The 11791-nt window shown below is 72.9% G+C and carries 25 protein-coding genes; 1 reads left to right on the top strand and 24 read right to left on the bottom strand.

Going from position 1 to position 11791, the window contains the following annotated elements; translation table 11 throughout:
* Positions 1-56: 56 nt before the first annotated feature.
* From ABZ818_RS40460 to ABZ818_RS40415, 10 genes are all read right to left on the bottom strand, one after another.
* On the bottom strand, positions 57-371 hold the full coding sequence (locus ABZ818_RS40460) for a hypothetical protein (RefSeq protein ID WP_361426678.1): 315 nt from the start codon (positions 369-371) through the stop codon (positions 57-59).
* Positions 368-838 (bottom strand): hypothetical protein, encoded by a 471-nt coding sequence (locus ABZ818_RS40455; RefSeq protein ID WP_361426675.1) that lies wholly within the window; start codon positions 836-838, stop codon positions 368-370. Before ABZ818_RS40455 ends, ABZ818_RS40460 begins: the two co-directional genes overlap by 4 nt.
* A gap of 112 nt (positions 839-950) precedes the next feature.
* Complete coding sequence (locus tag ABZ818_RS40450) at positions 951-1184, bottom strand: hypothetical protein (protein ID WP_361426672.1); 234 nt, start codon at positions 1182-1184, stop codon at positions 951-953.
* Positions 1181-1321, bottom strand: coding sequence for a hypothetical protein (locus tag ABZ818_RS40445; protein ID WP_361426669.1), 141 nt, complete (start codon positions 1319-1321; stop codon positions 1181-1183). Before ABZ818_RS40445 ends, ABZ818_RS40450 begins: the two co-directional genes overlap by 4 nt.
* Positions 1321-1698 (bottom strand): DUF4326 domain-containing protein, encoded by a 378-nt coding sequence (locus tag ABZ818_RS40440; RefSeq protein ID WP_361426666.1) that lies wholly within the window; start codon positions 1696-1698, stop codon positions 1321-1323. Before ABZ818_RS40440 ends, ABZ818_RS40445 begins: the two co-directional genes overlap by 1 nt.
* Positions 1695-1901, bottom strand: coding sequence for a DUF6011 domain-containing protein (locus tag ABZ818_RS40435; protein ID WP_361426663.1), 207 nt, complete (start codon positions 1899-1901; stop codon positions 1695-1697). Before ABZ818_RS40435 ends, ABZ818_RS40440 begins: the two co-directional genes overlap by 4 nt.
* Positions 1898-2356, bottom strand: a complete 459-nt coding sequence (locus ABZ818_RS40430) for a histone-like nucleoid-structuring protein Lsr2 (protein WP_361426660.1) — start codon at positions 2354-2356, stop codon at positions 1898-1900. The genes ABZ818_RS40435 and ABZ818_RS40430 overlap by 4 nt, the downstream gene beginning before the upstream one ends.
* 107 nt (positions 2357-2463) lie before the next feature.
* The gene (locus ABZ818_RS40425; protein WP_361426657.1) at positions 2464-3072 is read right to left on the bottom strand and encodes a hypothetical protein; all 609 of its coding nucleotides are present in this window, start codon (positions 3070-3072) and stop codon (positions 2464-2466) included.
* Positions 3069-3386: a hypothetical protein gene (locus ABZ818_RS40420; RefSeq protein WP_361426654.1), complete on the bottom strand. Its 318-nt coding sequence runs from the start codon at positions 3384-3386 to the stop codon at positions 3069-3071. Before ABZ818_RS40420 ends, ABZ818_RS40425 begins: the two co-directional genes overlap by 4 nt.
* Positions 3376-5118 carry a hypothetical protein gene (locus ABZ818_RS40415; protein ID WP_361426651.1) on the bottom strand — a complete coding sequence of 581 codons (1743 nt, stop codon included), beginning with the start codon at positions 5116-5118 and terminating at the stop codon, positions 3376-3378. Before ABZ818_RS40415 ends, ABZ818_RS40420 begins: the two co-directional genes overlap by 11 nt.
* Positions 5119-5328: 210 nt before the next feature.
* Here ABZ818_RS40415 and ABZ818_RS40410 point away from each other — a divergent pair, with 210 nt between their 5' ends.
* Positions 5329-5511 (top strand): type II toxin-antitoxin system Phd/YefM family antitoxin, encoded by a 183-nt coding sequence (locus tag ABZ818_RS40410; RefSeq protein ID WP_361426648.1) that lies wholly within the window; start codon positions 5329-5331, stop codon positions 5509-5511.
* 85 nt (positions 5512-5596) lie between these two features.
* Here ABZ818_RS40410 and ABZ818_RS40405 read toward each other — a convergent pair whose 3' ends face one another.
* From ABZ818_RS40405 to ABZ818_RS40340, 14 genes are all read right to left on the bottom strand, one after another.
* Positions 5597-5992, bottom strand: coding sequence for a hypothetical protein (locus ABZ818_RS40405; RefSeq protein WP_361426645.1), 396 nt, complete (start codon positions 5990-5992; stop codon positions 5597-5599).
* Between the two features lie 78 nt (positions 5993-6070).
* The gene (locus ABZ818_RS40400; RefSeq protein WP_361426642.1) at positions 6071-6634 is read right to left on the bottom strand and encodes a hypothetical protein; all 564 of its coding nucleotides are present in this window, start codon (positions 6632-6634) and stop codon (positions 6071-6073) included.
* Positions 6588-6878: a hypothetical protein gene (locus ABZ818_RS40395; protein WP_361426639.1), complete on the bottom strand. Its 291-nt coding sequence runs from the start codon at positions 6876-6878 to the stop codon at positions 6588-6590. Before ABZ818_RS40395 ends, ABZ818_RS40400 begins: the two co-directional genes overlap by 47 nt.
* Complete coding sequence (locus ABZ818_RS40390) at positions 6875-7726, bottom strand: hypothetical protein (RefSeq protein ID WP_357488369.1); 852 nt, start codon at positions 7724-7726, stop codon at positions 6875-6877. The genes ABZ818_RS40395 and ABZ818_RS40390 overlap by 4 nt, the downstream gene beginning before the upstream one ends.
* Positions 7723-8196, bottom strand: coding sequence for a hypothetical protein (locus ABZ818_RS40385; RefSeq protein WP_357488370.1), 474 nt, complete (start codon positions 8194-8196; stop codon positions 7723-7725). The genes ABZ818_RS40390 and ABZ818_RS40385 overlap by 4 nt, the downstream gene beginning before the upstream one ends.
* A complete protein-coding gene (locus tag ABZ818_RS40380; RefSeq protein WP_357488371.1) occupies positions 8193-8561 on the bottom strand; it encodes a VVA0879 family protein in 369 nt (122 codons plus the stop codon). The genes ABZ818_RS40385 and ABZ818_RS40380 overlap by 4 nt, the downstream gene beginning before the upstream one ends.
* Positions 8554-8868, bottom strand: coding sequence for a hypothetical protein (locus tag ABZ818_RS40375; protein ID WP_357488372.1), 315 nt, complete (start codon positions 8866-8868; stop codon positions 8554-8556). Before ABZ818_RS40375 ends, ABZ818_RS40380 begins: the two co-directional genes overlap by 8 nt.
* Positions 8868-9296 (bottom strand): hypothetical protein, encoded by a 429-nt coding sequence (locus tag ABZ818_RS40370; protein ID WP_357488374.1) that lies wholly within the window; start codon positions 9294-9296, stop codon positions 8868-8870. The genes ABZ818_RS40375 and ABZ818_RS40370 overlap by 1 nt, the downstream gene beginning before the upstream one ends.
* Positions 9293-9652 carry a DUF6303 family protein gene (locus tag ABZ818_RS40365; protein WP_361426632.1) on the bottom strand — a complete coding sequence of 120 codons (360 nt, stop codon included), beginning with the start codon at positions 9650-9652 and terminating at the stop codon, positions 9293-9295. The genes ABZ818_RS40370 and ABZ818_RS40365 overlap by 4 nt, the downstream gene beginning before the upstream one ends.
* Entirely contained in the window at positions 9652-9888 is a 237-nt protein-coding gene (locus ABZ818_RS40360) for a hypothetical protein (protein WP_357488423.1), read from the bottom strand. Before ABZ818_RS40360 ends, ABZ818_RS40365 begins: the two co-directional genes overlap by 1 nt.
* Positions 9888-10490, bottom strand: a complete 603-nt coding sequence (locus ABZ818_RS40355; RefSeq protein ID WP_357488421.1) for a hypothetical protein — start codon at positions 10488-10490, stop codon at positions 9888-9890. Before ABZ818_RS40355 ends, ABZ818_RS40360 begins: the two co-directional genes overlap by 1 nt.
* A complete protein-coding gene (locus ABZ818_RS40350; protein WP_357488420.1) occupies positions 10487-10993 on the bottom strand; it encodes a hypothetical protein in 507 nt (168 codons plus the stop codon). The genes ABZ818_RS40355 and ABZ818_RS40350 overlap by 4 nt, the downstream gene beginning before the upstream one ends.
* Before the next feature lie 85 nt (positions 10994-11078).
* Positions 11079-11354: a helix-turn-helix domain-containing protein gene (locus ABZ818_RS40345; RefSeq protein ID WP_357488418.1), complete on the bottom strand. Its 276-nt coding sequence runs from the start codon at positions 11352-11354 to the stop codon at positions 11079-11081.
* Complete coding sequence (locus ABZ818_RS40340) at positions 11332-11640, bottom strand: helix-turn-helix transcriptional regulator (protein WP_361426627.1); 309 nt, start codon at positions 11638-11640, stop codon at positions 11332-11334. Before ABZ818_RS40340 ends, ABZ818_RS40345 begins: the two co-directional genes overlap by 23 nt.
* Positions 11641-11791: the final 151 nt, after the last annotated feature.

The following is an 11791-nucleotide window of genomic DNA, read 5'->3' as shown; positions in this document are numbered from 1 at the left end:
CTCACGCAGGCCGCGGTGACAGGTGGTAGCGGCGCAGGGCGTCGAGGACGGGTCGCTCATGCCGTGCTCCAGCGGGTTGTGTCGGTGCATTTGTGGTCGTGTGCTGCGCCGCTGCTGTGCTGGGCGAGTAGGCAGCACGGGTCCAGCGGGGGCGGGTTGTCGCCGAGGGCGCGGCGTCTGGCCCAGTCGTGTTCGGCGACGACGCGGTGGTGGGCGGTGTAGCTGCGGGCGGCGTCCCAGGCGAAGAGCGCGGCGGCGCATAGGCCGGGGAGGGCGAGCCAGGGGTGGGCGGTGGCGCTGTAGAGGGCGCTGGCGGTGAGGAGGATGGCGGCGGTGGTGCAGGCGCGGGCGGTGCGGAGGTGCGGGGTCACTGCTGCTCGCCTCCGTCCAGGCGCAGGCGCCACGCGGCCGGGTCGTGCTTGTGCTCCCGGTAGGGCATGACGATGTGATCGCCGCGCAGGCCGTAGCCGATGACCTGGCCGGGGCGCAGGTTCGGGTTGCCGCGCGACCGGCCGCCGCAGGAGCCGCAGTCGTCGCCTTCATGGCGGCCGTGGCCGCAGCGGTCGAGGTCGGCGATAAGGGCGGCCCACACGCCGTCGCTGCTCTGGCTGTCGAGCGTCGGCAGATGCCGGTTCCCTTCGGTGCGGGCGAGGGCGTGGTCGATGCCTCCGATGGCGGCGGTGACCTTGGCGTGGAGTGGGGAGTACATGACGCGCGCGGCGCAGTGGAGGGCGGCGTTCATCTCGGCGTGTCGGGCGAGGTGTTGCTCGGCTCCGGCGAGGGCTTCGCGGGCCTTCTCCAGCTCGCGGCGGAGGTCGGTGATGGTGGGGTCGGTCATCGGGTGGCCTTTCGTGCGAGGTTGCGGAGGGCGCGCCCCGCCCGGCCGAGGCCGAGCAGGGCAGCGCTGGTGAACGGGGCGACGACGATGCCGACGGCGAGGCCGTACGCGATCACGCCGCCTCCCCGTAGTCGTTGGAGCGGGCTCGGGCGAGCCGGGCCCGGCCGCGGACCCAGATGGGGCGGATACGGCGGCGTACGGCTCGGGTGGTGGGGGCAATGAGCGGTCGGGCGGCGAAGAAGACGGTGGACAGGACGAGCCCGGCGACAGCGCCGAGGATCCATGCCCAGAGCAGTGCGGCGTAGATGAGGGCGACGAAGGCGGCGGCGGCGTCGTGGATGATCACGGCTGCTCCTGGCGGTGACGGTTGCGGACGGTTTCGACGAGGTGGGTGATGCCGGCGGCCAGCCAGCACAGGCAGCCGAGGAACCAGCAGGCGACGCCGACGAGAGCGATGACGGCGAGGGGCTCGGGCTCGGGCATCAGCGCTGCGCCTCCTGCTCGTTGGCGATGGCGAGGAGGACGGCGGCGTGGCAGTGGTCGAGGTCGCCGGGCTCGGGCAGGGGGCACCAGCACATGAGGTCGCGGCCGGCGAGTTGACGGCGGGCGGCGGCGGCCAGGTCGGGCTGGCTGGAGAACCACGCGCGGAACCAGTCGACAGCGACCCGGCGCGCCTCGGCCTCGTCCTTGTTGGCGTAGATCACGCCGCCGCCGTCGGTCACGACGGCGTGGAACCGGTTGCGCTGGACGACCGTGTACGGGTTGCCCCAGCGGGTGCCGCGGCCGACGTAGATGGCACGGTCGGGGGCGCGCCAGCCCTTGGTGCGCTGGCGCTGGATGCGGGTGGGCTGGCGGCTCACGTCTCTACTCCGAAGGGGAGTTGCCCGTCGGTGGCGGGCACGGGCTGGTTGAGGGCGGCGCGGATGCCGCGCGGGTTGCGGCGGATCGCTGAGCGCTGGGCCGGGGTGAGCTTGCGCCAGCAGCCCGACCCGATCCGCCGCTCCTTCGCGGCGGCGGACCGGATCGGCTGGTGGCACAGGGCGCACTCCACGGGCTCGCTCAAGACGTCGCGCCGGCCGCGGCACCGGTGGCCTGCCGCCAGGCCTCGACGACCTTCTTCGGGACCCGACCGACCTGCGGGCAGTCGACGTTGTTCTCCTTCGCCCAGGCGCGCACAGTGGCCGCGGGATACTCGGCGGGCTGCCGCTTGCCCTTGGCCTTCTTCGCCGGCGCAAGCTCGGCCTCGCGGGCGCGCAGTTCGGCCAGGCGCTGCTCCAGCTTTTCGGCCTCGCTGGTGAGCTCGGTCAGTTCACGGTCGGTGGCGTACCGCTGGCGCAGGCCGTGCAGTGCGATACGGGCGCGGGCGGCTTGGTCCTGGACGTCCGGGTCGGCGTGCTGGTCGCCCCAGGCGAGGAGCTTGCCGACGGGCAGCTGCTCGGGGTCCTCGGTGGTCTGGACGGGCTTGAGGTGGACGTCGGCGGCCGGCGAGGTCGGGCGCAGCGCGGGTGCGGTGGTCATGGTCGGTGTTGCTCCTTCGTCGGTGAGGTGGAGGTGCCATTGGCGGGCGGCTTCGGGGCCGCCTTGGCGGTCGATTTCGTCGAGGAGGGCGTGGAGCCCGGCGATGGTCATGCGCCGTCGCCGGGCTGCTGGCAGCTGGGGGAGGCGGTGCCGCGCAGGACGGCGTCGACGAGGTGGGCGCCCTCCATGCACGGGATCTGCCGGCAGGAGGAGCGGACGTAGCCGACCGGCGGCCGCCCGCGGTACGCCTCGAAAGCCACGTGCCTCGCGTTGAAGCGGCGTCCCTCGGCGAACAGCAGGGCCGATCGGCCACGCCGCGGCCCCGTCCACCGCAGATGCCCCTCGCCGAACGGCTCGGTGTACAGCTCGAAGGTCTGCGCCACCGTGCGCGGCCGCGGCCGGTCCCGTCCCCCGCCCACGGGAAGCCCGAGCCTCGTCCGGATCCGCTGGATCGTCGGGTAGCTGATCCCCACCTCCTCCCGGATCTCCCGATAAGAGGCGTGGTCGCTCAGGAGCTCGGCGACCTGCTTCTCGACAACCTCCCGCTGCTCGGACGACAGCCGGTAGCCGGGCCCCTTGGGCAGCGGAATGCGGTACGCCTGCCGCGTGGCCGTGATGACGTGCCGCGACGCGCCCAGCTCTTGCTCGATCACCCGGTACGGCGCGCCCTGCCGGAGCATCTCCGCGACGTCCTCGCGTGGCTTGTCGCGCCTCACCCCGTCCTCCGCCAGGTGCCATAGCGGACGACGGGGGCGCGGCGGCCGGGCCTGCTCGAGGGCCGCGGCGTCCGCGGCCGGCGGCTGCAGGTCGCGGCGTGGGGCATGGCCTGCCACTCGGCATGCTCGAGCGTCGACCGCTCGGCCGAGAGCACGCGGACCTTGAGGGTGCCGGTGCCGTCCGTGTGGGCGGCCAAGTTGCCCTTGGGGTCGGGGTCCGCGTTGACGGCCTGGCGCTTCCCGTTCACGGTGATCGCCCACCGAATCCGGGCGAAGCAGCCGCCGCACGTCGCAACGTCGTGGTCACTGGGCATGAGTCCTCCGGTCGCTACCGGTCTCGAGAGAGTTGGGGCGGCCGTGCAGGAGCGGCAGCGTCCTGAGGTGGCCGTAGATGTGCAGGGCGACAGCGGGCCCGTGCTCGGCAATCGCCGCGAGGATCTCCTCGTCGCTGGCCTGGTCGCGTTGGCGGTACGTCTTCTTCGGCGGCAGCAGCTGCGCGGGCGGCAGCTCGAGCACCGCGGCCGGGGACGGCGCGGGCAGCTGCTCATCCCTCCGCTCCTCCAGCAGCCGCGCCCGGGCACGCCCGGCGGCGCGCCGCTGCTGCTCCTCGAGGGCCTCCGCCTCGCGCAGGCGCTGCTGCCGCTGCTCGTCCAGCTCCTGGGCGCGGGCGGCGAGTTCGGCGTCGCGGCGGGCGCGGGCTGCCTCGGTCTGCCGGTTGACGGCGCAGGTCTCGCAGTCGGCGCCGGACTCCCAGATGACGCCGGTCTCGCAGTCCGGGCGGCCGCAGCCGTGCCGGACGAGAGCGGCACCGAGGAGCCAGCGGCCGATGTCACGGACCGTGGTCGTGGTGGCGTAGCGGCGGGTGAGCCGGTCGATGAGCCGCTCCTCGCTGCCGCCGGGCGCGTCGAGCTGGGTGCCGATCTCGCGGGCGATCCGGCGCAGCAGGTACGGGCCGATCGCCGGGAGCTCGTGACGTACCGGCTCGAGGACGCGCCAGATCCGGGGGGAGAGTTGCAGGGCGGGGCCGGTGTAGGCGGGGCGGCCGGGGGCCGGGCCCGCGGTGGCGGTCTCGTCATCCGTGCGCAGCACGAGACCAGGCCCGGCGAACGTGTCCGGCACGGAGTTATCCACAGGACCCGCGACCCACTTACGGTCACCTCGCCTACGGCGGATACCCCCACCCAGCTCCGTCTTCTCCGGTCGGCCAGTCCTGCGGTCTTCCTTAGACGCGAGGGATCCGTCAAGATCGTCCGCACCGGATCCGTCATGAATGACCGGTGCCTCGTCGTCCCACAGCGGGAGCTGCCCGGGGGCCTGGTCCTCGAGGGCCGCCGCACCCGCGGCAGGCACCGCGGCGGCCGGGGCCGGGACGGAGTGCAGCGGGCGGTCGTTGGTCTCGTAGGCGTGGCGGCCCTGCTCGCCCTCCCGCCGGTGCACCATCAGCCAGCCGGTGGCGGCCAGCTCGTCGACCAGGCGGCGGGCCTGCCGCTCACCGAGGGATTCGCCGGCGCGCTTGCCGGTGTGGTGGTGGAGCATCTCGCCGAGCTCGGCCGCGGTCACGGGGATGCGGCGGGCGGTGGCGTAAGCGAGGAACGCGTACAGGCGCAGCAGCCGCGGCGTGAGCGCCTCGGCCGCACGCACCGGGATACGCACCCACAGCTCGCCGTCGGTGAGGGGGCGGGTGACGCGGTGCGCGGACTGGCCGGTGCCGCCGGACTTCGTACGGCGCACGGTCGGGACTTCGACCAGGCCGTCGACGCTGTCCGGGCGGGCGAGCGGGCGCAGGCCACGCTCCACCGCGCTCTTGGACATCCCGAGGTACTCGGCGAGCGTGCTCACCTTGGCGGTGCAGCCCTCCGGGCGGAGGGCCAGCGCCTTCACCTTGACGTAGACGCTCAGGGCCGCATCGGGGTACTGAGCGCCTACGACCAGGCGCAGCGGGACTTTGACGGTGCGTCCGCCATCGCGCGGGCGCACCCCGGCAGCCGCGGGATGCGGCTGGGGGTGCGGTGCAGCCTGGGTGGCTGCGAGCGCGGCGGCGGGCATGAGGGGTGTCTCCGAGGGGTTGGGCGCTGGGCGGGCGAGACCTGGTCGATCGCCCGCCCAGCGAGCCGGTGGGGCCGGGGCCGGTGTCTGCCCCGGTCAGGTCGGGGCGTGACGGATTGCCGGAGCGGGGGTCGCGTCTCGGTGTCCCCGCCCATCTGAATTGTACAACGCGACGGACTTACGCGTTAGCTGGATGTGTATCCTGAGCGCATGTCTGAGTCCGACGAGCTGCGCATGGGTGTCTCCGAGGCCCGCGCCAACCTGACTGAGGTCATCGCCAGGACGCGCCTCCTCGGCGTGCGCGTCATCCTCACGCGCCGCGACAAGCCGCAGGCCGTACTCGTCTCGCCCGAGTGGTACGAACGGGCACGCGCCGCGCTCGGCGAGTCCTGACACCGCTTCCCCCTCTCCCTTCTGGGCCCCGCACCGTCTGGTGCGGGGCTTTGTGCTGTTGGCCCACCCGCTTTGGAGACGGTGGTCAGGTGCCGGGCTGGGTGCCACGGCAGGTGTGCTCGTGGCCCTGGGTGCGGTAGCCGGCCTCGCAGCACGCAGCCGATGCCGCTTCGCGCTCGGCAAGATCGGCAGCGATCATCTGGGCGGACCGGTCCCGGGTGGCGAGCAAGGCCTGGACGAACTGCTCGCCTGCCTCGGTGCCTTGGGCAGCCTCGAGGTAGGCGAGGGCTGCGCCAAAGAGGCGGGGGGCGACGCAGGAAGGCAGGAGGACCGCGATGTCCTCGGTGGTGCCGTCGTGCTCGCTGAACAGGTGGAACGACAGGTAGGGGCTGCCGTCGCTGCAGCGGTATTCGGCGTTCAGGCCGGCCCCGCCGCCGGTGGCGCGGAAGATGCGGCTGGGCTCGGTGGTCCGGAGTTCCATCGGTGCTCTCTTCTGGCAGAAGTGGTGCGCGGGGGGCGGGCACGGCGTGGTCAGCGCCCGCCCCCCGCGGTCTGGTGGTCAGCGGGCGAGCTCGCGCGGGTGCGCGGCGATCCAGGCGCGGATCCCCTCGAGGGCCCCGGCAGGGATGACGAGGGAGTAGACGGTCTGCCCGGCGCGCGGGCCTTCCTTCAGGCGCCGGTAATGGAGCCAGCCGCGGGTGTGCAGAACCTGCAGGGCGACGTCGACCTGGGCGGCGGTCAGCCCCGTGGCGAGCGCGAGCCGCTCGCTGCTGGGCTGGAGGCTGACGCTGATCCGGCCGGTGGCGTGGCTGGCGCGCCACATCAGGTCGTGGCCGACCAGGCGGGCGTGCGCCGGCAGGCTGCTGATGCGCATGCCGAAGAGGAAGTACTTACGGAAGTGCTCCCGCTTGGTGAGGCCGCCGGGCTTGATGGCGTCCTCCGGGCTGAGATTGCGGGGCTGGTAGGGCTGTCCCGGCTCGGCGAAGCGCGGCCCGGCCGCGGCCTTCGACGCGGCTGCCGAGGCGGGAGACTTGGGCGCGGTGGCTGGCAGGCGGGGGCCCTGCAGGCGGGCCAGGTCACCCGGGGTCGGGATGCGGAGAGCTGCCGGTGCGGTCGCGGTCATGGCCTTCTTCCTGTTCGTGCTGGGCGCCGGTGGGGGCGGCGTCCTCCGGGGTGGTGCCAGGTGGGGGCTGGCGGTCGATGGGCCAGCCCTGGCCCGGCGGGGCCTCGGGCCGCCCGGCCAGGGCGTTCGGGGTGTGCAGGGCGCACCGCCATCCGCAGGGGTAGGGGCGGGTGTCGGGGGTGTGCGGGCCGGTCAGGTGCCCGCACACCCCGTCGACGCCGGGGCGCCGGTCGTCGCCGGTCACTCGGGGTCGTCCGGCTCGTCGATGCGAGCGGACAGGATGATCCGCGCGTTGCCCTCGGCGAATCCGGACAGTCGGAGGTACGTGTAGCCGGGGCGGCTACCGCGGCTCGTCTGGCGCGGGCCCTCGCGCCGGTTCTCGTACGTGTCGTCCGAGTCGACGGTGAGGACGTCCCGCCACGCGGCGAGGACCTGACGGGCGAGCAGCAACGGCAGGTAGTCGAGGGAGGCTTCGGCGATCCCGCCGCCGTTGCGGGGCCCGTGGGTGATCTTCTTGAAGGTCCACGGCACCGGCGGCAGGCAGTGAGCTGCCTCGGTGGTCGCGAGCCAGGCGAGGGCAGAGTTGTCGTCGTGCGCGGCCCGGGTCAGCTCGGAGGCCTTGTGCTCCAGCCAGCCGTACGCGGCCCCGGACTTGGACACGTAGACGTGATCTTTTTTCCAGCCGCAGGAGCATTCGGCGTCGTAGCCCCCGGGGTCGGTGTACCAGCCGCGCTTGACCGGCGCGTGCGAGTGGACGTTCTTGGAGTGGCCGGGCAGTCGGCCGAAGGCCTTCACCGTGCGGCGCACGCGGATGACGTCCGTACGCGGCAAGCTGTGGCGGATCAGGGGTGGCGTGTCGCCGGGCCAGAGACCGGGTCTGTCGACTCGGGCAACGTGTCCGGGCGGGTCACCGGCCAGGTCCCAGGTGTGGTGACGCTGGACGATCTCGCGGACTCTCACCAGGCCGCCCGTGCTGTCGGCGATGTCGCCGAGCTGGGCCTCTTCCGCGCGGACGAGGATGGTGACGGCCGGTGCACCGAGGACCTGGGCCAGATCCGGGACGGCCGGCGCTTCGGGAATCGTCTCGGTCATGACGCTCCGTTCTGGATCGGAAAGGGGAGTGAGGCGACGGCATCGGCCCAGGCCCCGTCCGGACGTGTCGGGTTGGTGTGCCGCTCCCACAGGCCGACGAGAGCGTCGAACGGCTTGTTCTGTGGGGTACGGCCAATGGCGCGCCCGCACCGACAGGTGCCGATGACGTCGTGGCCGGCGCGCTCGAGGATGAGGGCGTGACTGGTTGGGGCTTCCGCGCGAGCAGTGGACGCCGTCCCCGTGTGCCGAGCGGTGCTGCCGGCGGGGATGTCCTTCTCCTCGCGGTCCGCCTCCTGCAAGGCGGTGACGATGGCCTCGGCCAACTGCGGCACGGTCGCCGTCCACCGCGTCTGCGTGCTGCGCGGGTCCAGCCCCTGCACCAAGTGCTCGCGCATCTCGTGCGCGAGGACCGGACGGCGCAGGACGGGACCGCGCAGGACGGCGGCGACGATGTCCGTACGGGAGGTCACTGAGCCGCCCCCTGCTCCCCGGCCGGGGCGAGGGGAAAGCAGTACATCGGTGCGTGCCGGTTGGGGACGGCGACCTGCCAGGGCCCGGGGAGGAATCCGAACGCGGCGTACTGGCAGCCCCGGCCGCCGTCCTTGCCGAGGATGCGGCCGATGCACTCCTGGCCGAGGACCTCGGTGTAGTAGACGTTGCGGCTCAAGCCCTTGGCCTGACGCGGGTGCTGGGCCAAGGCCTTGAAGATGTCCATGCCGGTCGCGATGTCAGCGCACGACGGGCACTGGAACGCCCAGTCCACGCTGTTCTGGCCGAACCGCTCGCGGGCCTCCGCCCACAGCTCTTCCTGCGTGAGCACTCGGGGTTCAGCCATGGGTCTCACCGCCCGGCCGCATCGGGATGGTGCGGATGTCGGCGCGGGCGCGGGCGATCGCGGCACAGCGGACCGGGCAGTACCAGTGCGCGGCCGCGCCGTCCGCACTGCCCTGCACGGAGACCATGCGCGCGACCGGCGGACGCCGGCCGACGACAGGAGTCCCGCAGTCGCCAACGGTGCAGACCTCGATCACCGACATGTCGGTGGCCGCGCGGCTCTTGCCGGTGAGCCCCTTGTTCCAGGCGAGCCGGGCCGCGCGCTGAGCAGCGCTGACCTCGGGCAGGCGGGGACGATGATGGCCCACTAGCGGCGCCCCTTCCTGATCTTGAGCGTGTAGAAGCGGCCGTCCTGAGGGCCGTGCTGGTCGAGGTGGCCGCACCACTGGAGGTAGCCGAGGTCACGGCGGGCGGTGACGCGCTGGATGTAGCCGGGCTCGGTGAGCCGGTACAGGTCCAGCACGCGGCCGGTGTCCCAACGGCCCCCGTGGGTGCGGATGGCGTCGAGGAGCCGAGCGCGGCGTCCGGTCAGGCGGGGGGTGGCGTCGGCCTGGTGGCTGCTCTTCCCCTTCGCCTCCTCGCGGGCCACGACGTCGTCACTGGCGTGCTGCTCGAGCAGCCTGCGCACCTCGTTGACGTCCGCGTCGTCGGTGAGGACGACAGCGCGGAGGGTGTGCGCGAGCTGCCGATACATGGCCAGCTCGCCGGGGTACGCCTCAGCGGTCGGCTCGGTCATCGGGTGGCCTCCGCCGGCTGCTCGAGCGGGACGATGCTGATCCCGGCGATGAGGGAGACCGCGGTCGGGTGGCCGTGGTAGTTGGGCGTGATGTCCTCCTGCCACTCCCACTCGCTGCCCGGGGCGGGCGCGTAGCCGAGCGAGGCGAGGGCCTCGGTCCGCTCGGAGATGGCGGGAACCTGGTGCCGGCGGGAGACGGGCCACGCGTACTCGGGCCAGGGGTCGGTGGAGTTGTAGACGACCAGGTACAGCTCCCAGCGCGCCTTGCTGGTGGAGTGGGCGGCGCCGTCCTTGGAGTTGCAGCACACCCGGTGGAGCCCGGCCTGCGTGATCGTCGGCTTGGGCGTGGCGGGCATCAGCGGGTCGCCTCCTTCGGCTGCTCGAGCTGCGAGGCGATGGCGAGGGCGATGAGCCATGCGGCGAGCCGGGTCCGGGCCTGCTGCGCGGCGCGCTGGGCGGGCTCCAGGTCGACGTGCGGCATGCGGGGGGTGAGGTCGTGGTCCAGGCCGAGGATGAGCAGCGCGCCCGGAGCGAATGCGGCGGTGCCGATGCTGGCGGCGGTGAGCCACTGGGCGGCGGTCGCGGCGGGCATCAGACGTCACCCGCCGGTTCACGCAGGGCCTGCACCGGCGCGAGGAACCGAGTCCACCGGGCTGCCGACGCGTCCACCTGCAGCTCGGGCACGCCGTCCCCGCACACCTCGACGGCGACGTCACCCACCACGCCTACGGCGTGCGCGGTGTTGCCCTGCTGGGTCACGGCCTCGGCGGCGATGCCGAGTTTGTCGAGCCACCAGCGCCAGGCGTCCAGGGACTGCGGCCGTACGGTCAAGGCCAGATACTTGCCGTCGGGGACGGAGGTGGCGATGACGTCCGGCTGCCGCCCCCGCAGCTCGGCCGCGAGCACGGCGGCGGGCGAGTCCTCGTCGACGTCGACCCCGATGCGGGAGATGCAGCCGGCGTACTCGGTGATCCGCACGCCGACCGCCTCTTCCAACTGCGCCTCGGCGGTGAGGGCGCAGCGGACGGGCGCGTCCTCCTCGGCGGCGGCCGGAGTCGTGGCGAGCAGGGCGCGGATGGCCGGGGTGACCTCGACGGCCAGGCCCTCGAGGTGTCCCCTCTCGAGGGGCAGGTCGAGGGTCGCGGTCGCGGTCTGCAGGATGCTGTGCAGCTGGTGCTGCAGGGCCCGGCTCACGCGTCGCTCTCCGACGAGGAAGCGGCCTTCATGGCGGCGAGCGGCCGCACGGCGAAGATGCCCGGAACCGACAGGGCCGGCACGGCCGTGGGGGACGTGTCCACGGTGGGGATCTGCTGCGTCGCCTCGGGGTCCTCCGCCTCGTCGCTCGCGGCCAGGAGCTGGTCGGCATCGGCGGTGTTCGTCAGTGCCCGGGCGATGAGGGGGATGCCGTCGACGGTGGCGTGCGCCTCGATCCAGACGACGTCGTCGCGGACGTCGTCGCGGGTCACCTCGGTGTCCACGGCGGCCGCCGTCTTAAGGACGCCGCGGCCGGCGGTGAGGCCGGTGCCGTAGTGCAAGCGGACGCCGTAGGTGTCGGTGCCGAGCTCGCGGCGGGTCTCGACGGTGTCCGGCAGGATCTGCGCCTGGTCGACGAGCCTGGCGGCGAGCGCGGTCGCGGCCATGTACGTGGTGCGGAGCGGGTCGGTGGGCGTGGTCTGTTCGGTAATCTCGGTGGTCACCGGTGACCTTCTTTCTGTGGGTAAGGGCGCCGGGTCGTGGGGTCGCCAGGCGGGCAAGCGGGCGACCCTTCGGCGCATCAAGGGGTTAGTAGCGAGCGGAGATCGCCCGACGCGCCTGCTCGGCGCGGGCCTGCTCGGCGCCCTCGCCCTGTGCGGCGAGCCACGCCTCGACGGCGGTGAGGTTGAAGCGGCGGTTACCACCGGGGAGCCGCACGACGGGGCACCCCTTGTCCTTCACCCACGCGTTGACCGTCCAGCGCGAGACACCGAAGTGCGCTCGCAGCTCCTCGGTGGCGAGGAGCGGTGCGATGCCGGCCGGGCGGAGGATCTCGGTGCGCTCAGCGAGGGTCTGACTCGCCATGGGCTTTACACCCTTTCACTGTGTCTGTAGAAACTGTGGGCATGTCGAAGTGGGCTTGGAGGGGCTCATCCAGCGCCGTGGCGATCAGCCACGCCGTCCGACCCCTGCACCAGTCGGCCGCCGTCGTGCCACTGCCGGTGACCTTGGCGACGGTTGCGGCACTCACCCCCCGCCCGCGGACGTCGACCGCCTTGGTTCGAGCGGCGAGCTCGGCCTGGGTCACGCCTTGGCGCTTCATCGCGTCTCGGAGTGGCTGGCCTTCGCCCTTGCGGATGAGGTCGGTCATGTATTCCTCGTGCCTAGTGGGGAGCTGCGCGGCGAGTCACCCCGCGTTGACATATTTCTACTGTGACTGTGTCAGTAAGGTCAAGTGAGCGGGCGTGAGTTTCGGTAGGACCGTGCCGCCGCAGCCTGATTCGAATGCACGTTCCACGATG

The organism is Streptomyces sp. NPDC047453 (genome assembly GCF_040643155.1).
GTDB lineage: Bacteria > Actinomycetota > Actinomycetes > Streptomycetales > Streptomycetaceae > Streptomyces.
The sequence above is the reverse complement of the archived record's forward strand: the minus strand, read 5'-3'. Positions and strand labels throughout refer to the sequence as shown.

What these genes read in the sequence shown, in the direction of transcription:
- ABZ818_RS40455 (WP_361426675.1), bottom strand. Translation starts at nt 838, where the DNA reads ATGACCGACCCCACCATCACCGACCTCCGCCGCGAGCTGGAGAAGGCC.
- ABZ818_RS40445 (WP_361426669.1), bottom strand. Translation starts at nt 1,321, where the DNA reads ATGCCCGAGCCCGAGCCCCTCGCCGTCATCGCTCTCGTCGGCGTCGCC.
- ABZ818_RS40430 (WP_361426660.1), bottom strand. Translation starts at nt 2,356, where the DNA reads ATGACCACCGCACCCGCGCTGCGCCCGACCTCGCCGGCCGCCGACGTC.
- ABZ818_RS40420 (WP_361426654.1), bottom strand. Translation starts at nt 3,386, where the DNA reads ATGCCCAGTGACCACGACGTTGCGACGTGCGGCGGCTGCTTCGCCCGG.
- ABZ818_RS40415 (WP_361426651.1), bottom strand. Translation starts at nt 5,118, where the DNA reads ATGCCCGCCGCCGCGCTCGCAGCCACCCAGGCTGCACCGCACCCCCAG.
- ABZ818_RS40410 (WP_361426648.1), top strand. Translation starts at nt 5,329, where the DNA reads ATGTCTGAGTCCGACGAGCTGCGCATGGGTGTCTCCGAGGCCCGCGCC.
- ABZ818_RS40405 (WP_361426645.1), bottom strand. Translation starts at nt 5,992, where the DNA reads ATGGAACTCCGGACCACCGAGCCCAGCCGCATCTTCCGCGCCACCGGC.
- ABZ818_RS40400 (WP_361426642.1), bottom strand. Translation starts at nt 6,634, where the DNA reads ATGACCGCGACCGCACCGGCAGCTCTCCGCATCCCGACCCCGGGTGAC.
- ABZ818_RS40390 (WP_357488369.1), bottom strand. Translation starts at nt 7,726, where the DNA reads ATGACCGAGACGATTCCCGAAGCGCCGGCCGTCCCGGATCTGGCCCAG.
- ABZ818_RS40380 (WP_357488371.1), bottom strand. Translation starts at nt 8,561, where the DNA reads ATGGCTGAACCCCGAGTGCTCACGCAGGAAGAGCTGTGGGCGGAGGCC.
- ABZ818_RS40370 (WP_357488374.1), bottom strand. Translation starts at nt 9,296, where the DNA reads ATGACCGAGCCGACCGCTGAGGCGTACCCCGGCGAGCTGGCCATGTAT.
- ABZ818_RS40365 (WP_361426632.1), bottom strand. Translation starts at nt 9,652, where the DNA reads ATGCCCGCCACGCCCAAGCCGACGATCACGCAGGCCGGGCTCCACCGG.
- ABZ818_RS40360 (WP_357488423.1), bottom strand. Translation starts at nt 9,888, where the DNA reads ATGCCCGCCGCGACCGCCGCCCAGTGGCTCACCGCCGCCAGCATCGGC.
- ABZ818_RS40345 (WP_357488418.1), bottom strand. Translation starts at nt 11,354, where the DNA reads ATGGCGAGTCAGACCCTCGCTGAGCGCACCGAGATCCTCCGCCCGGCC.
- ABZ818_RS40340 (WP_361426627.1), bottom strand. Translation starts at nt 11,640, where the DNA reads ATGACCGACCTCATCCGCAAGGGCGAAGGCCAGCCACTCCGAGACGCG.